This window comes from Acinetobacter sp. UBA801 (assembly GCA_002296655.1).
Classification (GTDB): domain Bacteria; phylum Pseudomonadota; class Gammaproteobacteria; order Pseudomonadales; family Moraxellaceae; genus Acinetobacter.
The window spans coordinates 1-21,252 of the sequence record DBIN01000030.1 but is presented as its reverse complement, the minus strand read 5'-3'; the positions used below and the strand labels follow the sequence as shown (position 1 = coordinate 21,252).

The window sequence follows — 21,252 nt, the reverse complement described above, 5'->3', positions numbered from 1 at the left end:
AGAAATATGGTCAAATCATTATAAAACCAATACAAATAAGTCGATGAATTTTGGGTTAAACAAACACTGGATTAAAAAACTGACCATCACCACGGGTTTGGTGAATGCCAATATACGACAGACATGCTTTTAAAAACTGCTGTTCAGGTAAATCGCCTTTAGAAAAATTAGCAACACACCATTTTAATTTTCAGAATTTGAAAAGCCTATGATGTGTTTAAGCATCCTTCAGATGAAAAAGCCCTGAAAGTGACGGTTAATTACGAATAATCTTGGCTTTATTGCATGATAAAAAAGCTAATCTTCATACTATAGATCGGCTTTTTTATATTTAAACGGATTCCAGTATAAAGCGGTCAAATACCAATGGTGCTCTACAAACTAAATTTAGAAAAAGTTTGAATAACCTCTATTTTTATAACCCCGTTGAGATTTTTCAGGCAAGATGGTTTGTTCTAAATCCAAAAGTAATGCTAAAAATTGCTGCACCGTCTTTTCGTCCAAACGATGTGGTAGAAAAACATCAAAGCCGAGCTTTTTAAATAAACTCGAAATTTGACTATGTTTATGCACATATTTCATAGACCATTCTGAAAAAAGGATATGCTCAAGTATTTGGTCAGGGAAGCGAAATACATCACGATGGCGCGGGTCTTGTTGAATACGCTCAAATAATTTCTCGACCTGCTGTTGTTCACCTTCTAAACACTGAAAAAAATGACCTTCAGCATAATAAAGTACCCCATAAATGTGTTGTGCAGCATTAAATTGGCGAGCTGTTGTCAAAATATCACTGAAGTCTTGGAGCAAATCATTTTGATGTTCTATTCGGGTACTCGCATAACACAACCTGATTAACATATCACACTCATTAAATGTAAACTGGTCACAAAATTAAGATAAAAGACTCAAATAATCACTCATTATTTTGTGGTTTTGATTATTTTTTAATCAATTGTAATTTATGGCTGACAATTCAACCCTACTTTTACCACTATGGTGTAGGTGTAGCATCTTTTAACATACATTCAATTTAAAGTGCGGTTTTGTTTTAGTTTTTGGAGAAAGTCATGCTCAAAGATGTGCTTACCACATCATTTTTATTAATCGCTTATTTGTGTATGCTGATTGGCTTTCACCGTCTAGGTCTGAATGAAGAAATAAATATACTAATTTCCTCATTTGTATTAGGGCTAAGTTTAAAGCAGTGGGTGAGCTTATTTTTTTCCACTGGTTTTGTATTGCGCTTATCAGTGGTTTATGTATTGCACTGAATGATTGGGTGATGATGAAATTTTTCTTATTCAGCATGCTGATTGGGATGTATGTCATACCTTACCTTTTGATCTACTTAAAAAAAATGTATGTAGAAAAACAGGTCAGCTCAACAATACTGATTAAAAAATAATGTTTTTAAGCCACGACATCGGCATATTGTGTATCCGTTTCAAAAACCGTCTCAACATAAGAGCAAACAGGCACAATTTTTAGCTGCTTTTCACGTGCAAAGGCGACCAAAATATCTAATAGTTGACAGGCAACCCCTTGGCCACGTAATGTCAAATCGACCCAAGTATGATCTGCTAAAATAGTGTGATCATCTTGATATTGATAAGTAATTTCAGCAATATGCCGACCATCTCGCTCAATAAAAAACTCGCCACCACGTTGGGTTTCTTGATGTTGAATTTGCATAAGTCCACCTATCAAATTTAATCTATTTTTTCAATTTGCCACAATCTTTACGAAGTATTGTGCTGAATTTGTACAAATTAAAATGATTTACCATGCAGAATCAATTGCACAACACTTAAAATTATGTAATGCTTTGCGCAGATTTAGGCAGAGTCCTAATCCCAAATTATGTTGAACAAGGGGAGTAGCCTCCTCCAAGCGTTAAAATATAACTTTAACGTGTCAGCGTTTCGTCATTACACTTTGCAAAAAGTCGGACGCTGAGCATAGCGCACAGACTTGTTGACACAAGTCCGCTCTATGTAGGCAAGACCTTGATCATGTTGTTACAGATGTTTTGAAATCATCTGACAACGGGTCAAGTTTTTTTTATGGCCAATTGTCGGATGTGGAGATTATATGGAATCTATCGGCAATTTATGGCTATACCTGGTCTTTTTTGCAATTGTTGCAGTCATGCTCGCTATCGACCTCTTAGGCTTTAAACAAAAAGCAGGCGAATCGGTCAAAGTCAAAACCGCTGCGTATTGGAGTATCGCCTGGGTCAGTGTGGCAGCTTTATTTGGTGGCGGTTTATGGCTGTATCTGAAACACAGCGTTGGGCTAGAAGTCGCCAATACCAAAGTCATGGAATACTTTGCGGGTTATTTACTGGAAAAATCACTGGCGATCGATAATGTATTCGTGTGGATGATGATCTTCGCCGCATTCGCCATTCCACCGGGCTTACAGCGTAAAATTTTACTCTACGGCGTACTGGGCGCAATTATTCTCAGAACCATTTTTATTTTTATTGGGGCTTGGTTCATACAAGAATTCTCTTGGATTTTGTATATTTTTGGCGCATTTTTGGTTTATACAGGCTTTAAATTCTTAAAAGGCCCAGAACAAGAAGCCAGCAATATTGAAGATATGGCATTATTGAAATGGTTACGCAAACACATGCGGATCACCCCAACACTACAACAAGACAAATTCTTTGTTCGCCAAAATGGCGTACTTTGGGCAACGCCATTATTTTTAGTTTTAATTTTGGTCGAAGCATCTGACGTTATTTTTGCCGTGGATTCCATCCCTGCAATTTTTGCGGTGACTACCGATCCGTTTATTGTACTCACCGCAAATCTTATGGCTATTTTAGGCTTACGTGCCATGTTTTTCTTGCTCTCAGGCGCAGCTACTAAAATGCATTATTTGCCGTATGGACTGGGTTTAATTCTGCTATTTATTGGTTTTAAAATGCTGATGTTAGATGTGTTCCACATGCCTATCTGGATTTCACTCGGCTTTATTGTACTTGTACTGACAATCACTGCGTGGTTATCAATTCGACATAGTCGTAAACACCATGAAACCACATTATAAAATTTAACATTCCCCATCATCGTTGCAAGCCTTCTTTCGAGAAGGCTTTTTGTATTCATTACGCTAAGTTTTAATTGACCGTACGATAAATTTTATCGTACTGCTGCAAGCTACATTTAATGTACAATCTCTTGAAAAAATGAAAAATGTAGGTTGTTTATGCCATCTCCTGTACAACGCACCGCAATTCGTGGTTGCTTTCTTGATTTCAAAAACTGCGTCAGCCAAGCCGATCAAATTTCAGAACACGTCCGCTATATAGACGATGGCTTGTTAATTTGTGAACAAGGCAAAATTCAGTGGTTGGGTTCATGGCAAGAAGGGCAGGCACAGCTAAACGCCAACACAGAGTTCCATCATTATCCTGATCATCTCATAGTGCCTGGCTTCATCGACACCCATATTCATTTTCCACAGACCGAAATGATAGGCGCCTATGGCGAACAATTATTGGAATGGCTAAATACTTATACTTTTCCGACCGAACTACAATTTTCAGATCAAGCCTATGCAAATCAGATTGCTGAATTTTTTGTGCAGGAATTACTCAAAAATGGTACCACGACAGCGTTGGTGTTCTGTACGGTGCATCCTGAATCGGTAGATGCTTTATTTGAAGCTGCACAACAGCAACAAATGCGTTTGATTGCAGGTAAGGTGATGATGGACCGACATGCACCTGAAGCCTTATGCGACACTGCAAAAAGCGCTTACGCAGACTCTAAAGCCTTAATTGAAAAATGGCATGGCAAAGGACGTAACCTTTATGCCATTACCCCACGTTTTGCACCGACCTCCAGTCCTGAACAATTGGCACGGGCAGGGCAGCTTAAAGCCGAATATCCAGATGTTTATGTGCATACCCATTTAAGTGAAAATCACAATGAAATTGCATGGGTGAAACAATTATTTCCAGAGCAAAATGGATATTTAGATGTTTATCATCACTATGGTTTAACAGGTTCACGTTCGGTTTTTGCGCATTGTGTGCATTTAGAAGAACATGAATGGCAATGTCTGCATCATACCGATTCTGCAATTGCATTTTGCCCAAGCTCCAATTTATTTTTAGGCAGCGGTTTATTCCCACTACATAAAACTTGGGAGCGACAGGTGAAGGTCGGTTTAGGTACAGATATTGGCGCAGGCACCTCGTTTAATGTACTGCATATCCTCAATGAAGCCTATAAAGTGCAACAACTGCAAAGCGCAAAACTCTCAGCCTTTGAAGCGCTGTATCACGCCACATTAGGCGCTGCCAAAGCTTTAGACTTAGACGATAAGCTAGGTAATTTTAAGTTAGGCAAAGAAGCCGATTTTGTGGTGCTTGATTTAAATGCCACAGCTTTACAACGCTTACGACAACAACGTGCCAAACATCTTGAAGATGCATTATTTGCCCTCATTACTTTAGCAGATGACCGCAATATTCATGCGACCTATATTTATGGACAACGCGCCTACTACCAACCCAATCAAAACTCAGCAGCAGGTGGCTAAACCTGCGCAACCCTCGTATATGAAAGCTATAGGATGGGCAATGCTGATACTCGGTTGTGCCATGTTGTTACGCTCAGATTCTCATTCAGCACAAAAATGATGCTATTTTAACCATGCAAGCACGTGCAACATCGCGCAAGATATATTAAAATTAGAGCATATTTTGGGGTGTTGCAGGTCAACACCTTTTTTATTTTTGCTTTTTAGGTATCTACCCATGACAGTTGAAATGCAGGTTTTGATTTCTGTAGAAGAAATCCAAACAAAAGTTCAGGAACTTGGTCAAAAAATTAATGCTCACTATGCCAATAGCGACAAAGAGTTGGTTTTAATTGGCTTATTACGTGGCTCTGTGTTGTTCATGGCAGATTTATGCCGCACCATTCACAAGCCGCATGAACTAGATTTTATGACTGTATCTAGCTACGGCGGGGGCACTGTATCATCACGTGATGTGAAAATTTTAAAAGATTTAGATGGTGAAATTCGCGGTAAAGATGTCTTGGTAGTTGAAGATATTATCGACTCGGGCAACACCTTAAATAAAGTGATGGAAATTTTGCAAACCCGCGAGCCAAATTCAATTGAGCTATGTACCTTAATTAGCAAGCCATCACGCCGTGAAATTGAACTTGAAGTTAAATTTATGGGCTTTGAAATTGAAGATAAGTTTATTGTCGGTTATGGCTTAGATTATGACCAAAAATATCGTCATATTCCGTTTATTGGCGAAATTGGCTTATAAAACAAACACGCCTCGCTTTAAAAAGTGATCGTTTTAGATCACTTTTTTATGGCTAAAATTTGCACTTCATCTATCTAACAGGACAAAAACACAACATGCTGTAGCATTATTCGACTATTTTCCTTGGAATTTTTCAGCAAATATAAGTCTGAAACATGATGTAAAACATAAACAAAGATAACAAGGAGCTGCTCATGTGGTCATTAATTGTCGCAATTGTAGTGGGTTTTATTGCAGGTTTAATCGCTCGTGCGATTCATCCTGGAGATGACAAAGCAGGGTTTATTGTCACCACCTTACTCGGGATTGCAGGATCTTTATTAGCAACATATGCAGGGCGCATGATGGGATTGTATGGTGATGGTTCTGCCGCAGGTTTTATTGCTTCCATCATTGGTGCGGTGATTATTCTGTTTATTTATAATACTTTTATGAAAAAATCACGTGCTTAAATAATGTGTTAACGACTGTTATTTTTCTATCAAACACTGTCTATTCTCATATAAAAAACCGCCTAAAAATTAAGGCGGTTTTTTATATCTAGTTTGCAATCACAAGTTTTAGGTTTGTTCTGAGATACACGTTATAACTGTAGGTGCCAATATCAGATCAAAATAGCCGTTCTTAAAGACCGAATTCTTTAAAAATCTGTTCAATTTGTGCTGCAGGATAAGCTCCCATGACTTTAAAGCCATTCGAGAAAATAATCGCTGGCGTACCGTTTACGCCTAAACGATGTGCTAAAGCCATGTTGCGTTCTACAGGGTTAGCACAACTGGTTTGACTTGTAGGCAATTGTGCTTTTGTGATCAGGTTTTCCCAAGCAAGTGCAGGGTTTTTCTCACAGTACACCTGTTTAGACGGTGCGACAGATTGCGCTTTTAATGGCAAAATAAAGGTATAGATTGTAATGTTGTCCAGCTTTTTCAGTTCAGCCTCAAGCTGTTTACAATATGGGCAATTTGGGTCAGAAAAGATCGCAATCTGACGTTTTCCCGTACCTCGCACATTTTTGATTGCATCTTGTAGCGGTAGCTTTTTCCAATCGACACTATTTTGTTGGATCAATAAATCTTTGGTCAGGTTATGCTGATCCTTTAAACGAATCATGGAACCCGCCAAAATATGTTGCGCATCTTCATTCAAATACACCACTTGACCATCCATAGAGGCACTGTAAATACCTTTCATTTCTGTGGCTTGAATATTGTCTAATTTCAGTTGCGGATGCTGTTGTTTGACATTTTTGCTAACCGTTGCAACATCGGCCATGCTCACGGCGCTGCATAATCCTATTAAGGCAGCTAAACTCAATTGTTTAATCATGTGTTTCATCTAAATAAATTAAATTTAGCCTGATTCTAAGCTGAAAGCTGCACAGAATTCAGTATTTTTAAGCCAGAATTACGCAATTGCTACAACTCGTTTTTGCTATGCAACGCTTTAGGTTTCACGTGGAACCTTCAAGCCTGATAGTAGATTAATTTCTACTGAAATATGGACAATTTCTTCATGAATGGCGAGGGCAGTGCGGACTTGATCTGCGTCTAAATCGTGTGCGGTTTCCAATGCCAAAATACAGGAAAATTTACCCAGTCCAACTTTCCAAACATGCAAGTCTGTAATCATCACACTGACTGGTAACTCTGCAATCACTTCACGAATTTCATCCACCACAGGATGATCCATTTCTGCATCCAGCAATATTTTTCCTGTTTCCTGCATCAAACCTATTGCCCAACGCGCCACTAAAATTGAACCAACAATACCTAACAGTGCATCTAGAAAATCCCAACCCCAATATTTACCCGCAATTAAAGCAATAATTGCAAAAATTGAAGTCACCGCATCTGCCACCACATGCATAAAGGCAGCTTTCTGATTCAGGTCATGGCTATCATGCGTATGCTCATGATGGTGATGGTGATGGTGATGGTGATCATCTTCATGTAATAACCATGCACAAATCAAATTGATCAATAACCCTAAAATTGCAATTGGAATAGCTTGGTTATACTGAATATCGACAGGAAAAAATAAACGCTCGATAGAGTGAATTGCCATAAATGCAGCCACCACCAACAATAAAATGGCACTGCTATAGCCAGCTAAAATTTCAATTTTCCATGTACCAAAACTAAACCGCGTATCGGCTGCATAATGACGTGCTGCCCGATAGGCTAAATAAGCCAAGCCTAACGCTAGCATGTGTGAACTCATGTGCCAGCCATCCGCCAGCAAAGCCATGGAGTGAAAAATCCAACCACCCAAGATTTCCAAGAACATCATGACAGCCGTCAGCAAAGCCGCATATAATATTTTTTTCTGCGCCAGCGGATTGCCTTGATCGAATTGATGTGGATGAATACGATGAGAGTGTTGCTGACGCATAATGGGAAATCATTGTTAAATATACTCCCATAGAGTATATAGAAATTGAGGTGATGTGTTGGGTCATTTACATGCAGATAAGAAAATTTTAAATCGCGTCAAACGTCTACAAGGGCAAATTGGGGCAGTGCAACAAGCACTTCACAATCCTGAACATGGCTGTATTGAAGTTTTACAACAAGTCGCAGCTATTAAAGGTGCGGTCAATGGTTTGATGAATGAGTTAATCGAATCGCATTTGCGTCATCATGTGATTGGTGATCAATGCGCGATTGATGAACATGAACTGGAAGAGTTTATGAAACTGCTAAAACGCTATGCTTAAACACAAATAGGCTTGACCAGATTCAAGGCTTATCTTTACACTGAGTGATATTTCTCACTATATGAGACTAAACTCAACAGTTTAGCCATCAATCGAGTTTTTTATGACTCAATCTCAATCTTGGCATCCTTTTGTGATGATCAGCCTCGCCCTGATTATTGGCACCATGGGCACGGCACTTGTAAGCCCGCTATATCCAATTTATCAGGAACTGTGGCAGCTTTTACCCAGCCATATCACCTTCATTTTTGTGGCGTATATGCTCGGTTGTTTGGCCACCTTGCTTTTTTTAGGGCGTACCAGCAACAGTATTGGCTTCTTAAAAACCCTAGAACTGGGTTTAGTCATCATCACCCTCGGACTAATTCTGTCAATGTTTGCCACTAATGCGCTTTAGCTTGCTTCGGGGCGTTTTGTGATTGGGATTGCTTCAGGTCTGATGACCACATCGGCGTTAATTGGCTTAATGTGGAGTATCCCCCAATCACATAAAGCGCATGCACCACAGCTCAGTTCAGTCATTACCGCAGTCGGATTTGGCTTAGGTCCTTTGCTCGGTGGTGGTGTGGCACAATTTTCAGCAGCGCCTTTGTTTAGTCCATATATTCCAGTCATTTTGGGTGCAGTACTGTGTTTTATTGGATTATTACGTTTAGCACCACCTGAATTTACGCCACAAACCTTCTCGATTGCCCCAAAATTAGAACGCCCAGAACCACGCTTTCATGCAGAATTTTATATTACGGGTTTAACCGCATTCTGTGTCTTTGCTGCATTTAGTTTATTTGCTTCGCTCTCTCCATCTTTTGTGCAAGTGATTATTCCGTGGCACGGGCCTTTAGTCAGTGGTTTGGCTATCACCAGTATTTTGCTGATTTCAGCATTGGTGCAGTATTTTTCCAAAGCTATTCCTGCACAAAAATGCCTAAATTATGGGCTGTATTTGCTGTTATTCAGTTTATTGGTACTCGGTGCATGCATGTATTTACATTGGAGTTTTCTATTTTTTGTCAGTGATGTACTGCTAGGAATAGGACATGGTTTGGCATTGATTGGCGCTTTTGGCTTAATTCATGCCATGACCAATCTACAGAATCGTGCGGCAGTGATGTCAACCTATTTATTTGTGGGCTATTTAGGCACAATTCTGCCAATTATTGCAGTGGGTTATTTGGCCGATCATTTTGGGTTAACCACTGCCGTGCTTAGCTTTTGTGCAGCCATCTGCTTACTATGTGGCTACATCATTATTTGGTATCGCCAGTTGCAGAACAAACCTGTTTTAGGATGAGTTTTTACCTAAACTAAAAGTTAAAATCAGGACAAGGTTTGAATCAGCTGAGTTTATTCAAACCTTGTAAAGAAATTGAACTATGTCTTCTGTTTTGATCTCAAACTCAGCAGCCATTATTTTTCATTGATGGCTTGATGCTCTAACTCTTTGGTCAAAAAATAATTCAAAAAGTTCGAATGACGGCAATAATCGCCAATTTAATCAGGCTATCTAAATCTGGATCTACCGTAGTGGCTAAAATATCTGTAGCTAACTGAAATTCAAGCGCCGTCGCAAGCCAATCCCCAAAACAATAACGTGCAGTACGCCCTGATTTTAATTAAACCAGCACCCATAAAGTTTTAAGCTGACCAATCACCACGCAAATCACAGAAATAGTTTCGAGTGACAATTGCAGAAAATGAACCGAAGAAATGAGTATTTCACGTAAAAAAGCCAGTTCAAACATCCAAAAACCTCCATCAGAGATTTCATCTCGTGCATTTAGGATTGAATTGAGCGCCAATTTTTGATTATTTTCTCATCATAGCTTTAAATGCTGTGGTTTAAAAAGACTGATGGGATTTGAACCAACGCTTGTGACTAAAAGGATACTAGAAAATTTGCAAAGTGCTTTTTTATAAAAATTTATATTAAATACCAGAAAAATAAAAAAAGCACTAAGCCACTAAAACTTAATGCTTTTTTATATCAAATCAGGAAGTAATCGCTAAAATCATTTTCCGATACAAAACGATCCAAAAATCTTACCCAACAAATCATCTGCAGAGAAATCGCCAGTGATCTCACCCAAAGCATTTTGCGCAAGACGTAATGACTCGGCCACCAATTCCCCCGCATGATAGACCACCAATTGCTCACGTGCCTCAGCCAAATACTGCTGCGTGCGCTTCATTGCATCTAAATGACGAGTACGTGCAATAAAGGTATCTTCTTCGGGCTGAAAGCCTGCATGCGCTGTAATCGCCTCTATGAGCGATTGAACACCTGTTTCTTGCTTGGCCGACACAGTAATATGTCTAAAACCATTAAAATCTGAGATTGCAGCTTGTACACCAGTTAAATCACATTTGTTGCCAATTAACATTAAGCGCTTCGGTTCAATATGATGAGCAAAATAATGCTGTGCCAATTGCAACGGATCTTCGTTTTGACTCAAGTCATAGACCAATAACAATAAATCTGCCTGTTCAATTTCTTTCATCGCACGGCGAATCCCTTCCTGCTCCACAATATCACCTGTTTCACGTAAACCTGCAGTATCAGTCAGGGTAATTGGTAAGCCATTCAAGGTAATTTTTTCATGCAATACGTCACGTGTAGTGCCCGCAATATCGGTCACAATCGCACGTTCAATGCCAGCCAAGGCATTGAGTAGGGAGGATTTACCCGCATTGGGTTTGCCTGCAATCACCACCTGTAAACCTTCACGCAACAATTGTCCCTGACGCGCAGACTGTTGCACAGCAGTCACAGAAGCAGCCACTTCATCTAGTAATTTGAGGATTTTCCCATCAGCCAAAAAGTCAATTTCTTCTTCAGGAAAATCAATGGCAGCTTCAACATGCAAACGTATGTGAATTAACTGTTCCAACACGGTATTCACTTTGGTGGAAAAAGCCCCTTGAAGGGAGCGCACTGCAGAACGCGCAGCGGCTTGTGAGGTGGCATCAATTAAATCGGCAATGGCTTCGGCCTGCGCCAAATCTAACTTGCCATTTTCAAAGGCGCGCATCGAGAATTCACCCGCTTTGGCAGCCGTTGCGCCGAGTTCCAGTAAACGTGCCAATAAGGCATTTTGAATCACTGGTCCACCATGCCCTTGTAGTTCCACTACATCTTCGCCAGTAAATGAATGAGGATTTGGGAAACAAATCACCAAACCTTCATCCATAACTTCATCGGCTGCATCGAAAAAATGACGAAAACCTGCATAACGCGCTTTGGGCAAGTCTTTTTGAGTCAAGGCTGCGGCAATCGCATAGGCTTTTGGCCCCGACAAGCGAATCACCCCCACACCACCACGGCCAGGTGGAGTCGCGATTGCGGCAATGGTGCTGCGGTTATACATAAAATTCACCTAAAACTTTCAAAATACATGCAAAGAAAAATCCGCCTAAGATTACCATCTTAAGCGGATTTATTCAGCAGCTCAGCCATACTTAATTGGCTGGAGTTGTTTCTTCTCGTTTAGCGCGGTCTTTTTCAACACTTTTGTTGATCAAGCTTTGCTGCAAAATCGTAATCAAGTTGTTGACAATCCAGTACAGGACTAAACCTGCAGGGAAGAACAATAAGAACACGGTAAATACCACAGGCATAATGCGGAAGATTTTTGCCTGCATTGGATCTGTTGGCTGTGGGTTCAACATTTGTTGAACATACATGGTCACACCCATCAACAATGGTAAGATAAACCAAGGGTCCATTGCCGATAAGTCTTGAATCCAACCTAACCACGGTGCATGGCGTAACTCTACCGATTCCATCAATACCCAGTACAAGGCAAGGAAAATTGGCATTTGTAATAACAATGGCAAACAACCAGACAGTGGATTTACTTGTTCACGTTTATAAAGTGCCATCATTTCTTGCGAGAAACGCATCCGGTCTTCGCCAAATTCCTCTTTCATGCGCTGCATTTCTGGTGCAATCACACGCATTTTCGCCATAGAACGATAACTCTTAGACGATAACGGCCAAAGAATCAGTTTGACAAGAATGGTTAATAAGATGATTGACCAACCCCAGTTGCCCACTAAGCCATGGAAAAATTGCAAACCAATAAACAATAATTTTGCAATTGGCCATAACCAGCCATAATCCACAGTTTGGTTCAAACCTGTAGCCAAATCTTTCAATTCAGACTGAATTTTTGGACCAGAGTAGAAGGTCGCATCAACTTCTGCCACCGTACCTGCAGGCACATTAATGGTTGGCGAGGTAAAGCCAATAATGTTCATTTCATCGCTAGATTTACGTGATTCCAACTTTGCTGCATACGGTTGACCATCAGCCTGTGTCAATTTTAACTGACCCGGAACCCAAGCACTCACAAAGTAATGCTGAACTATTGCCACCCAACCGCCAGTCGCTTCAACATTCAATTTTTCATCATTAAAATTTTCAAATTTCAACTTGTTGTAGTGTTCTTCAGGTGTTCCCCATGCGCCGCCAAGGAAAGTCCCCAAGGTAAAAATACCTTGATCTGACTTACCAGGATCGTCTGAATTATCCCGTTTTAGCTGACCAAACATCTGACCTTGCCAGTTTTGGCTGCTGCGGTTAATCACCTTGTGATTCACCAGCACAGGATATTCACCTTCAGTAAAACTAAAGGTTTTGATGATTTCTACACCATCGGCAGTTTTATATACCATTGGGACAGTTAAAGTTTTAACTGTTTCACCCGCTTTATTTTTGCTTTCTTTGGCATCGGCTAAGCTATAAGTCGATTTTTCAATTTCATAGCTTGGGCGGCCATTACGGCTACTGTCTGGACCATTCAGCCCGATCAACCCAGATTGCGCGACATAGGTGCGCTTAGCATCGCTTTCCAGCATGACGAAAGGTTCGTCACTGTCTTTATTTTTGTCATGATTGAGTAATTCAACACGAACAATATCACCACCTTTCGGATTGATCCAAAGATGATAAAGGTCAGTTTGTACTGAAATAAGCTGCTGACTTACAGGTGCTGTGGCATCGGTTGTTTGCTGTGCAGGAATATTTGCTTGCGGTACATCAGAAGCTGCTGTAGCCGTTTGGCCATTCGGCAAATCTGCAGATACTTCATGCGAAACAACGGCAGTTTTTTGCTGCGGTGCTGTTTCAGCATTTCCATAATCTTTTTGCCACGCCAAAATGAGCAAATATGCGACGACAAACATGGCCCCGAGAATTGCAAACCTGGCCCATTGTTGCATATCTATTACCCCAAGTGGTTAGAGTGATTTTGGTTCAATAAACGATCACGAAAGGGTACATGAATGTGATGCGTTTGAGAATCTATTTGCTGAAATGAAATAAAACGAATGACTTTTGGCGGGACTGGATCATAGCCCGAACCACCCCACGGATGACAACGACAAATACGTTTTGTAGCCAGCCACACACCACGTACAGCACCATGCGTATGCACTGCTTCCAAAGAATATTGAGAACATGTTGGAATATAGCGACAGCGTGGTCCCAATAAAGGACTAATCGCGATCTGATAGAAACGTATCAACCAATGCAGTAAACGTACCATTGGCCATCTCTACTTTTGTGGGGAGGGAGCTATTTTTGAATGCTTTTTGGCAAGACGTTGCAACTTTTGCCAAGCAAATTGTAATTGCTGATGCAATTCCGCATTAGATACCGTATCTATCCCAACTTTGGGCATGACCACAATATCTAAGTCATTTAATTGCTGTTGGTGTAAGCGAAAACTTTCGCGAGCAAGTCGTTTTACTCGATTTCGTTCGTGTGCACGACGCACTTTCTTTTTTGCAACGACAAGCCCCAAACGGCTATTCGGCAGTTCGGAATGTTTTGCAAGAAATAAGAAATGGGGTTGATGCACTTTAAAAAGCGCACCATCAAACACACCTTTATAATCGGCAGCACAGCGTAATCTCAACTCTGTGCTGAAGCCATAAAGTGTTGTCATAACACCCAAGAGTCGATTCAGCGTGACTGTATTAAACAGTTAAGCTGTGACGACCTTTTGCACGACGGCGAGCCAATACTTGACGACCAGCTTTAGTAGCCATACGAGCACGGAAACCATGAACGCGCTTACGCTTTAATTCAGATGGTTGAAATGTACGTTTCATATCGAAACTCCAAAAATGATCTTTCTATAAAGGTCCGCGATTTTAGTGCTCATTGCTTGAGCTGTCAATGAAAAACACGGTTTCTTGCAAAATAAGCCTAAATTTTTCTCTCTCAGCAGGCTTGAGCTCAACGTACTGATTGATTGAACAAAACAAAGCATACACAAGATAAATGGTTGTTTATACTTGACTAATAAGTTATTAACAATATTATTCACACAATTATCCACAAGCTATGCTGTTTAATTTTAGAATTCTGAGTTTTGAATTTAAATTTAACTCTGATTGAATTATCCACAGTTGCAGCGGCTCTTATAAATAAATTCAAATTTATAAATTTAAATTTATTATTATTAGGGAAGCGTTTTTCTGTTGAAAACCTATTTTTTACGTTATAAAACAAAATTTTGGATTGTGGATATCCATGTTTTTATGATTTTAATACTTTGTGGATAACTTTGTGCTATATTTTATCCACACCTTGCGGATAAACTTATCCACACCGCATTTAAATTTAAATTCAGGTTTAATGATTCCTTTTTTGAGCGATTTTGCTGATTTTGTCATGACAGATGTGGATAACTTGGTTAGAATGGCGACCCGCTCAGGCGGTCGAGAGATGCTTTAAATTTATAAATGGATTAGATAGGGGTTTCACATGCTTTGGACGGACTGCTTAAATCGCTTGCGACAAGAGCTCTCTGGAAATGTCTTTACAATGTGGATTCGCCCATTGGTGGCAGAAGAAGTTGAAGATACATTAAAACTTTATGCGCCTAATCCTTATTGGACGCGTTACATTCAAGAGCATCATCTGGAATTGATTACCATTTTGGCAGAGCAGTTGTCTGAGGGACGCGTGCGTAAGGTCGAGATTTTAGTCGATTCGCGCCCAGGTGCGATTTTATCGGCCAGTGAGCAACCTGCGACCACCACTGCTGCATTGGAATCTAGCCCTGTGCCTGTGGCCAAGCCTAAACGTGAAAAAGAAGAAAGTTCTGCCAAAAGCCGTAAACGCCAACTCAATCCGTTATTTACCTTTTCCTTATTTGTGGAAGGTCGATCGAATCAAATGGCTGCAGAAACCTGTCGCAAGGTATTAACTCAATTGGGAGCTTCACAGCACAACCCATTATTTTTGTATGGCCCAACAGGTTTGGGTAAAACTCACTTGATGCAAGCGGTGGGCAATGCTTTATTACAAGCCAAACCGAATGCGCGGGTCATGTACATGACTGCAGAAAGTTTTGTGCAGGATTTTGTCAGCTCTTTGCAGCAGGGCAAGGTTGAGGAATTTAAGAAAAACTGCCGCTCTTTAGATTTGTTATTGGTGGATGACATTCATTTATTGGCGGGTAAAGAAGCCAGTTTGGTCGAGTTTTTTTACACCTTTAACGCTTTATTGGACGAATCTAAACAAATTATTTTGACTTCAGACCGTTATCCAAAAGAATTAACCGAATTGGATGCACGTTTGGTGTCACGTTTTTCTTGGGGTTTATCAGTTGGAGTAGAACCGCCAGATATTGAAACCCGAATTGAAATTTTATTAAAGAAAGCTGAAAGCAGCGCCGTGGATTTACCACGCAACTGTGCTTTATTTATTGCCCAGCAAGTTGTGGCCAATGTGCGTGAACTCGAAGGCGCACTCAATAAAGTGGTGGCAATTTCCCGTTTTAAAGGCACACCAATTGATCTAGATGTGGTGCGTGAATCTTTAAAAGATGTCTTGGCAATTCGCGCTCGTACCATCAGTACCGAAAATATTCAGCGGGTGGTGAGTGAATATTTCCGTATTCCACTCAAAGAATTGGTGGGGCCAAAACGTACCCGTATTTATGCGCGTCCACGTCAGTTGGCGATGGGCTTGGCACGTGAACTTACAGGCGACAGTTTCCCTGAAATAGGTATGGCATTTGGCGGGCGCGATCACAGTACCGTAATGCATGCCTGCGAAAAAGTACAAAGCCTGCGTGAAGAAGATCCGATCTTTAACGAAGACTATAAAAACCTGCAACGATTGTTGCAAAGTTGAATGAATTTGCTCAAATTCTGTTCTTGCCATGCGGCAGCTTTTGCCGCATAGTACACTGCTAAAAAAACTATTTTATACTCCAATCTTCAGTTGTTAGAGGAATGTACCGTGCGTTTAAAAATCGCGAAAGAAAGCTTACTGAATGTTCTGTCACATGTCGTAGGAGCGGTTGAACGTCGCCATACCTTAAATATTTTATCCAATGTCAAAGTTCAAGTGACCGAGCAAGCCTTAATCATTACTGGTTCGGACTTGGAAGTGGAGTTGGTTGCCAGCACGAATCTGACCGAAGGGGCATGTTTACAAGCAGGGGAAACCACGGTACCTGCACGTAAACTGATGGATATTTGTAAATCTTTGCCAAGCGCAGCTTTGATTGATTTACAAATTACTGAAGATCAGCGCTGTATTTTAAAATCAGGCAATAGCCGCTTTGTACTGGGCACTTTGCCAGCAGAAGATTATCCATTATTGGCTACAGAAAATGCCCAAGGCACGCAAGTGACGGTCACGGAGCGCGAGCTGAAGCGTTTGTTTGAAAAAACTGCGTTTGCTATGGCGGTGCAGGATGTACGCTTTTATTTAACGGGTACTTTGCTAGAAATCGATGAAAATCAATTGCGTGCTGTGACCACAGACGGTCACCGTTTGGCTTTATGTGAAACAGCAGCTTCTTCGACAACTACTCAATTAATTCAAGCCATAGTGCCACGTAAAGCAGTGGCTGAATTGCAGCGTTTGCTGAGTATTGAAGACGAGCAATTGGCATTGTTAATTGGCCGTGAACTATTAAACGTGACCATTCGTACGCCAAGTCGTGACAAAGAACAAGCGGAGATAACTGTGCGTTTTACCACTAAATTAATTGATGGTAAGTTCCCCGATTATCGCCGTGTGATTCCGCGTGGTGGCGATAAAAACGTGCTAATCGCACATGATGTATTTAAACAATCTTTACAACGTGTGGCGATTTTAAGTAATGAAAAATTGCGTGGCGTATTCCTGAATTTTAGTACGGACACCCTGCAATTACGTGCCAATAACCCAGAACAAGATGAAGCAATTGAAGATTTAGCGATTCAATATGCCGATTCACCGTTAGAAATGTCATTTAACGCACAATATTTATTGGACGTCTTAGGGGCATTAGATGGCGATGATGTATCAATGACAATGACCGAAGCCAATCAATCGGTATTGGTACAAGATCCAGCACATCTAGATCAAACCTATGTTGTGATGCCTATGCGTGTTTAAGTGAGCGATTTATTTCAAGATTAAATCTAGCTGAATCATGCATATTACGCGTTTACATATCGAGCGTGTTCGGAACTTAAAAGCGGTTGCACTTCATGAGTTGCAGCCGTTTAACGTCTTTTATGGACAAAATGGTTCGGGTAAAACCTCGATTTTAGAAGCCATTCATTTGTTGGCAACAGGGCGTTCTTTTCGCACCCATATTCCTAAAAATTACATTCAGAACAGCAGCCAAGATGCGATTGTATTTGCCCAGTCATTGACTGAAAAAATTGGTATGCAAAAAATGGCATCGGGTGAGCAGTTGATTAAGGTCAATGGCGACCCTGTTGCGACCCAAGGACAGTTGGCTAAAATTCTACCTTTACAATATATTGATCCACTCAGTACAGATATTATTGACCATGGTGCAAAACCACGGCGACAACTGCTGGACTGGTTGATGTTCCACGTGGAACCAGAGTTTTATCACGCTTGGCAATATTATTCACGTGCCTTAAAACAGCGTAATAGTCTGCTTAAATCACAGCGACATTTAACTCTGTCAGACTTAGAACCGTGGAACAAAATGCTCAGTGATTATGGTGAGATTTTGCATCGGCAGCGTTTGGGAACAGTGGAACAATGGCAGCAATTTTTTGCGCAAGATTTACAGTGTTTATTGCCTGATTTAAACATCAGTTTGGAATACAGCGCAGGCTTTCATACCGAAACAGGCTTGTTGAATGATCTGTGTAATTACCATCAAAAAGATGTGGAACGTCGCTATACAGAATATGGGCCACACCGTGCCGATTTGCGTTTAAAAACCCCAATGGGCGATGCTGATGTGGTGTTGTCACGTGGGCAGAAAAAGCTATTGATTATGGCATTAAAACTGTCACAGATTGCAATGCTGCATGCGTCTAATAAGGAAACTGTGGTATTATTAGATGATCTGACAGCAGAATTAGATTTAAGCGCACAACAACGTTTAATTGAACGATTAAGCCAATTGGGTAGTCAAGTTTTTATTACCACTTTAGATCATCAATCCGTGCAACAACACTTACAAGCGTTGTCGATTCCTTATCGTTTGTTTCAGGTCGATCACGGAACGGTGCAGGCTGTTGAGCAATAATTTTTTATCTTTGGATAGACCTATTTTTCACTAGGGAGAAACCATGAGTTCAGAAGATCAATCTGTCTCTACTACAGAACAAACCAATGAAAAGGCTTATGATTCCTCTAGTATCAAAGTATTGCGTGGCCTAGATGCAGTTCGTAAACGCCCAGGCATGTATATCGGTGATACAGATGATGGTACAGGTTTGCATCACATGGTGTTCGAGGTAGTCGATAATGCTATTGATGAAGCTTTGGCAGGTCATTGTGATGAAATTTTGGTGACTATCCATGAAGATGAATCTGTCAGTGTATCTGACAATGGTCGTGGTATTCCAACTGATATTCACCCTGAAGAAGGTGTCTCTGCGGCAGAGGTCATTCTGACCATTTTGCACGCAGGCGGTAAATTTGATGACAACAGTTATAAAGTCTCGGGCGGTTTGCACGGCGTTGGTGTGTCAGTGGTCAACGCTTTATCGAGTAAACTTGAATTAACGATTAAACGTTCGGGTCAAATTTATGAACAGGAATACCGTCATGGTGATCCGCAATATCCTCTGAAAGTGGTCGGTGAAACTAATCAATCAGGTACGACTGTGCGGTTTTGGCCAAGTGCTGAAACCTTTAGCCAAACCATTTTTAATGTGGATATTTTGGCACGCCGTTTGCGTGAACTGTCTTTCTTAAACGCGGGCGTGCGTATTGTACTGCGTGATGAACGTGTCAATTTAGAACACATTTTTGACTATGAAGGTGGTTTGTCTGAATTTGTGAAATATATCAATGCAGGCAAAACCCATCTGAATGAGATTTTCCATTTCACCTCGCAGGCTGAAAACGGAATTACCGTAGAAGTTGCCTTGCAATGGAATGATTCCTATCAGGAAAACGTACGTTGCTTTACCAATAACATTCCACAAAAAGATGGTGGAACGCACTTGGCAGGTTTCCGTGCTGCGCTGACCCGTGGTTTAAATAACTACATGGAAAGTGAAAATATTCTAAAAAAAGAAAAAGTTGTAGTGTCGGGTGATGATGCACGTGAAGGTTTAACCGCAATTGTGTCGGTCAAAGTGCCAGATCCAAAATTCTCATCACAAACCAAAGAAAAACTGGTGTCGAGTGAAGTGAAGCCTGCCGTTGAGCAGGCCATGAATAAATCTTTCTCTGAATATTTGTTGGAAAATCCACAAGCAGCAAAATCTATCGCAGGTAAAATTATTGATGCAGCACGTGCCCGTGATGCAGCGCGCAAAGCCCGCGAAATGACGCGCCGTAAGAGTGCTTTGGATATTGCAGGTTTGCCAGGTAAGTTGGCCGACTGTCAGGAAAAAGACCCAGCATTATCTGAATTATATTTAGTCGAGGGTGACTCTGCAGGTGGTTCGGCTAAACAGGGTCGTAACCGTAAGATGCAGGCAATTTTGCCACTAAAAGGTAAAATCCTGAATGTGGAACGTGCCCGTTTTGACAAGATGATTTCATCGGCAGAAGTGGGTACTTTAATTACCGCTTTGGGTTGTGGTATTGGTCGTGAAGAATATAACCCAGACAAACTGCGTTATCACAAAATCATCATCATGACCGATGCCGACGTAGATGGTTCACACATTCGTACCTTGCTCTTAACCTTCTTCTTCCGTCAAATGCCAGAATTGGTCGAGCGCGGTCATATTTATATCGCACAGCCACCATTGTATAAGCTGAAAAAAGGCAAGCAGGAACAGTACATAAAAGATAACGATGCTTTAGAAACCTATCTAATTTCTAATGCGATTGATGAACTTGAGTTACATGTGAGTGCTGATGCACCTGCAATTCGTGGCGAGGCTCTAGCTAAAGTCATTGCAGATTATCAAACTTCACAAAAGAGTTTGAGCCGTTTAACGCTACGTTATCCTGCAAGTCTGTTGGATGGTTTATTGGAGTTGGATGCCTTTAAAATTGATCAAGCAGCAGATCAGGCGTATGTACAACAATGGGGAGAGCAATTACGTCAAACCATTGAGCAATTACAGCCAAGTTTGCGTCCTGAATTAAGTATAGAACAGTTTGAAAAAGAAGATGCAGATGGTCAAAAATCGGCAACGTATTGGCCACGAATCACGGTATATGTGCACAACTTGCCACATACTTATTTACTAGATACAGGTTTGCTGGGTTCAGCTGAATATGCACGTTTGCTGAAAAATTCAAAAAGCTGGTTTACGCTGCTTGAAGAAGGTGCATACTTGGAAAAAGGTGAACGTAAAATTTCGGTCAACAATTTCCATCAAGTGTGGCAACACATTTTACAGGACTCGCGTCGTGGCATGATGATTCAGCGCTATAAAGGTTTAGGTGAAATGAATGCGGAACAACTTTGGGAAACCACCATGGACCCAGAAAACCGCAATATGTTGCAAGTCACCATTGATGATGCCATTGAAGCAGACCGCATGTTCTCTTGTTTAATGGGCGATGATGTAGAACCACGTCGTGCTTTTATTGAAGAAAATGCATTAAATGCAGATATTGACGCTTAATTCCTCCAAAGCATTCTCATTATCATAAGCACTCTACGGAGTGCTTTTTTTGTGTTTGGCTTTTGTTGTTGTCATGATTCATCCAAATAACTTAGGACTTACGCACTATCATTAATAGATTCTCTGTGGTAGCAGATGATTTTTATCGAGAATAAAGTCATCAATGAAGTCTTTGATGATTGGTCTAAATAAT

General features: G+C 40.8%; 20 protein-coding genes and 2 pseudogenes. 11 read left to right on the top strand and 11 right to left on the bottom strand.

Translation table 11 applies throughout. From position 1 onward, the window contains the following. Positions 1–387: 387 nt before the first annotated feature. Positions 388–861 (bottom strand): BLUF domain-containing protein, encoded by a 474-nt coding sequence (locus tag B2W49_RS06540; RefSeq protein WP_291336490.1) that lies wholly within the window; start codon positions 859–861, stop codon positions 388–390. A 209-nt stretch (positions 862–1,070) separates the two neighbouring features. On the opposite strand from B2W49_RS06540, the gene B2W49_RS06535 reads away from it, so the two are divergent. Then, the gene (locus tag B2W49_RS06535; protein WP_291336488.1) at positions 1,071–1,274 is read left to right on the top strand and encodes a hypothetical protein; all 204 of its coding nucleotides are present in this window, start codon (positions 1,071–1,073) and stop codon (positions 1,272–1,274) included. Positions 1,275–1,413: 139 nt separating this feature from the next. Here B2W49_RS06535 and B2W49_RS06530 read toward each other — a convergent pair whose 3' ends face one another. Beyond that, positions 1,414–1,695, bottom strand: coding sequence for a GNAT family N-acetyltransferase (locus tag B2W49_RS06530; RefSeq protein WP_291336486.1), 282 nt, complete (start codon positions 1,693–1,695; stop codon positions 1,414–1,416). A 399-nt stretch (positions 1,696–2,094) separates the two neighbouring features. Here B2W49_RS06530 and B2W49_RS06525 point away from each other — a divergent pair, with 399 nt between their 5' ends. The 4 genes from B2W49_RS06525 to B2W49_RS06510 all read left to right on the top strand — a co-directional run bounded on the left by B2W49_RS06525 (position 2,095) and on the right by B2W49_RS06510 (position 5,757). Next, positions 2,095–3,060, top strand: a complete 966-nt coding sequence (locus tag B2W49_RS06525) for a TerC family protein (RefSeq protein ID WP_019836202.1) — start codon at positions 2,095–2,097, stop codon at positions 3,058–3,060. Positions 3,061–3,219: 159 nt separating this feature from the next. Next, a complete protein-coding gene (gene guaD, locus B2W49_RS06520) occupies positions 3,220–4,560 on the top strand; it encodes a guanine deaminase (protein WP_291336484.1) in 1,341 nt (446 codons plus the stop codon). A 217-nt stretch (positions 4,561–4,777) separates the two neighbouring features. Continuing rightward, positions 4,778–5,305, top strand: a complete 528-nt coding sequence (hpt, locus tag B2W49_RS06515) for a hypoxanthine phosphoribosyltransferase (RefSeq protein WP_291336482.1) — start codon at positions 4,778–4,780, stop codon at positions 5,303–5,305. A 194-nt stretch (positions 5,306–5,499) separates the two neighbouring features. Further along, on the top strand, positions 5,500–5,757 hold the full coding sequence (locus tag B2W49_RS06510) for a GlsB/YeaQ/YmgE family stress response membrane protein (RefSeq protein WP_291336480.1): 258 nt from the start codon (positions 5,500–5,502) through the stop codon (positions 5,755–5,757). Positions 5,758–5,929: 172 nt separating this feature from the next. Here B2W49_RS06510 and B2W49_RS06505 read toward each other — a convergent pair whose 3' ends face one another. Further along, positions 5,930–6,577 carry a DsbC family protein gene (locus tag B2W49_RS06505; RefSeq protein WP_414630584.1) on the bottom strand — a complete coding sequence of 216 codons (648 nt, stop codon included), beginning with the start codon at positions 6,575–6,577 and terminating at the stop codon, positions 5,930–5,932. A 171-nt stretch (positions 6,578–6,748) separates the two neighbouring features. Next, positions 6,749–7,696 carry a CDF family Co(II)/Ni(II) efflux transporter DmeF gene (gene dmeF, locus B2W49_RS06500; protein WP_291336476.1) on the bottom strand — a complete coding sequence of 316 codons (948 nt, stop codon included), beginning with the start codon at positions 7,694–7,696 and terminating at the stop codon, positions 6,749–6,751. Positions 7,697–7,754: 58 nt separating this feature from the next. Here dmeF and B2W49_RS06495 point away from each other — a divergent pair, with 58 nt between their 5' ends. Both B2W49_RS06495 and B2W49_RS06490 read left to right on the top strand, forming a co-directional pair. Next, positions 7,755–8,021, top strand: coding sequence for a metal/formaldehyde-sensitive transcriptional repressor (locus tag B2W49_RS06495; RefSeq protein WP_291336508.1), 267 nt, complete (start codon positions 7,755–7,757; stop codon positions 8,019–8,021). A 103-nt stretch (positions 8,022–8,124) separates the two neighbouring features. Beyond that, a pseudogene (locus B2W49_RS06490) lies at positions 8,125–9,312 on the top strand (MFS transporter). A 166-nt stretch (positions 9,313–9,478) separates the two neighbouring features. Here B2W49_RS06490 and B2W49_RS06485 read toward each other — a convergent pair. From B2W49_RS06485 to rpmH, 7 genes and pseudogenes are all read right to left on the bottom strand, one after another. Next, a pseudogene (locus B2W49_RS06485) lies at positions 9,479–9,562 on the bottom strand (DUF1622 domain-containing protein); the annotation flags it as partial. Between the two features lie 72 nt (positions 9,563–9,634). After that, complete coding sequence (locus B2W49_RS06480) at positions 9,635–9,763, bottom strand: hypothetical protein (RefSeq protein ID WP_277948953.1); 129 nt, start codon at positions 9,761–9,763, stop codon at positions 9,635–9,637. 267 nt (positions 9,764–10,030) lie between these two features. Further along, a complete protein-coding gene (gene mnmE / locus B2W49_RS06475; protein WP_291336472.1) occupies positions 10,031–11,386 on the bottom strand; it encodes a tRNA uridine-5-carboxymethylaminomethyl(34) synthesis GTPase MnmE in 1,356 nt (451 codons plus the stop codon). Positions 11,387–11,477: 91 nt separating this feature from the next. Next, the gene (gene yidC, locus B2W49_RS06470) at positions 11,478–13,241 is read right to left on the bottom strand and encodes a membrane protein insertase YidC (protein ID WP_096902018.1); all 1,764 of its coding nucleotides are present in this window, start codon (positions 13,239–13,241) and stop codon (positions 11,478–11,480) included. A 5-nt stretch (positions 13,242–13,246) separates the two neighbouring features. Next, on the bottom strand, positions 13,247–13,567 hold the full coding sequence (yidD, locus tag B2W49_RS06465) for a membrane protein insertion efficiency factor YidD (RefSeq protein WP_096902021.1): 321 nt from the start codon (positions 13,565–13,567) through the stop codon (positions 13,247–13,249). Between the two features lie 9 nt (positions 13,568–13,576). Beyond that, positions 13,577–13,969, bottom strand: coding sequence for a ribonuclease P protein component (gene rnpA, locus B2W49_RS06460; protein ID WP_096902024.1), 393 nt, complete (start codon positions 13,967–13,969; stop codon positions 13,577–13,579). Positions 13,970–14,000: 31 nt separating this feature from the next. After that, positions 14,001–14,135 carry a 50S ribosomal protein L34 gene (gene rpmH / locus B2W49_RS06455; protein ID WP_000831329.1) on the bottom strand — a complete coding sequence of 45 codons (135 nt, stop codon included), beginning with the start codon at positions 14,133–14,135 and terminating at the stop codon, positions 14,001–14,003. A 658-nt stretch (positions 14,136–14,793) separates the two neighbouring features. Between rpmH and dnaA the strand changes: the two genes are divergently transcribed. The 4 genes from dnaA (at position 14,794) to gyrB (ending at position 21,059) form a co-directional block, all read left to right on the top strand. Then, positions 14,794–16,170: a chromosomal replication initiator protein DnaA gene (dnaA, locus tag B2W49_RS06450; protein WP_096902026.1), complete on the top strand. Its 1,377-nt coding sequence runs from the start codon at positions 14,794–14,796 to the stop codon at positions 16,168–16,170. A 108-nt stretch (positions 16,171–16,278) separates the two neighbouring features. Beyond that, on the top strand, positions 16,279–17,427 hold the full coding sequence (dnaN, locus tag B2W49_RS06445) for a DNA polymerase III subunit beta (RefSeq protein ID WP_291335655.1): 1,149 nt from the start codon (positions 16,279–16,281) through the stop codon (positions 17,425–17,427). A gap of 37 nt (positions 17,428–17,464) precedes the next feature. Continuing rightward, a complete protein-coding gene (gene recF, locus B2W49_RS06440; protein WP_291335653.1) occupies positions 17,465–18,547 on the top strand; it encodes a DNA replication/repair protein RecF in 1,083 nt (360 codons plus the stop codon). A gap of 43 nt (positions 18,548–18,590) precedes the next feature. Continuing rightward, complete coding sequence (gene gyrB / locus B2W49_RS06435) at positions 18,591–21,059, top strand: DNA topoisomerase (ATP-hydrolyzing) subunit B (protein WP_096902032.1); 2,469 nt, start codon at positions 18,591–18,593, stop codon at positions 21,057–21,059. The last annotated feature ends 193 nt before the right edge of the window (positions 21,060–21,252 follow it).

Bases quoted from the DNA above. Each gene is read 5' to 3' on its own strand.
- rpmH (WP_000831329.1), bottom strand. From the start codon at position 14,135: ATGAAACGTACATTTCAACCATCTGAATTAAAGCGTAAGCGCGTTCAT.
- B2W49_RS06480 (WP_277948953.1), bottom strand. From the start codon at position 9,763: ATGTTTGAACTGGCTTTTTTACGTGAAATACTCATTTCTTCGGTTCAT.
- hpt (WP_291336482.1), top strand. From the start codon at position 4,778: ATGACAGTTGAAATGCAGGTTTTGATTTCTGTAGAAGAAATCCAAACA.
- mnmE (WP_291336472.1), bottom strand. From the start codon at position 11,386: ATGTATAACCGCAGCACCATTGCCGCAATCGCGACTCCACCTGGCCGT.
- B2W49_RS06505 (WP_414630584.1), bottom strand. From the start codon at position 6,577: ATGGCCGATGTTGCAACGGTTAGCAAAAATGTCAAACAACAGCATCCG.
- guaD (WP_291336484.1), top strand. From the start codon at position 3,220: ATGCCATCTCCTGTACAACGCACCGCAATTCGTGGTTGCTTTCTTGAT.
- B2W49_RS06530 (WP_291336486.1), bottom strand. From the start codon at position 1,695: ATGCAAATTCAACATCAAGAAACCCAACGTGGTGGCGAGTTTTTTATT.
- B2W49_RS06540 (WP_291336490.1), bottom strand. From the start codon at position 861: ATGTTAATCAGGTTGTGTTATGCGAGTACCCGAATAGAACATCAAAAT.
- rnpA (WP_096902024.1), bottom strand. From the start codon at position 13,969: ATGACAACACTTTATGGCTTCAGCACAGAGTTGAGATTACGCTGTGCT.
- dmeF (WP_291336476.1), bottom strand. From the start codon at position 7,696: ATGCGTCAGCAACACTCTCATCGTATTCATCCACATCAATTCGATCAA.
- B2W49_RS06525 (WP_019836202.1), top strand. From the start codon at position 2,095: ATGGAATCTATCGGCAATTTATGGCTATACCTGGTCTTTTTTGCAATT.
- B2W49_RS06535 (WP_291336488.1), top strand. From the start codon at position 1,071: ATGCTCAAAGATGTGCTTACCACATCATTTTTATTAATCGCTTATTTG.
- recF (WP_291335653.1), top strand. From the start codon at position 17,465: ATGCATATTACGCGTTTACATATCGAGCGTGTTCGGAACTTAAAAGCG.
- dnaA (WP_096902026.1), top strand. From the start codon at position 14,794: ATGCTTTGGACGGACTGCTTAAATCGCTTGCGACAAGAGCTCTCTGGA.
- yidC (WP_096902018.1), bottom strand. From the start codon at position 13,241: ATGCAACAATGGGCCAGGTTTGCAATTCTCGGGGCCATGTTTGTCGTC.
- B2W49_RS06510 (WP_291336480.1), top strand. From the start codon at position 5,500: ATGTGGTCATTAATTGTCGCAATTGTAGTGGGTTTTATTGCAGGTTTA.
- yidD (WP_096902021.1), bottom strand. From the start codon at position 13,567: ATGGTACGTTTACTGCATTGGTTGATACGTTTCTATCAGATCGCGATT.
- gyrB (WP_096902032.1), top strand. From the start codon at position 18,591: ATGAGTTCAGAAGATCAATCTGTCTCTACTACAGAACAAACCAATGAA.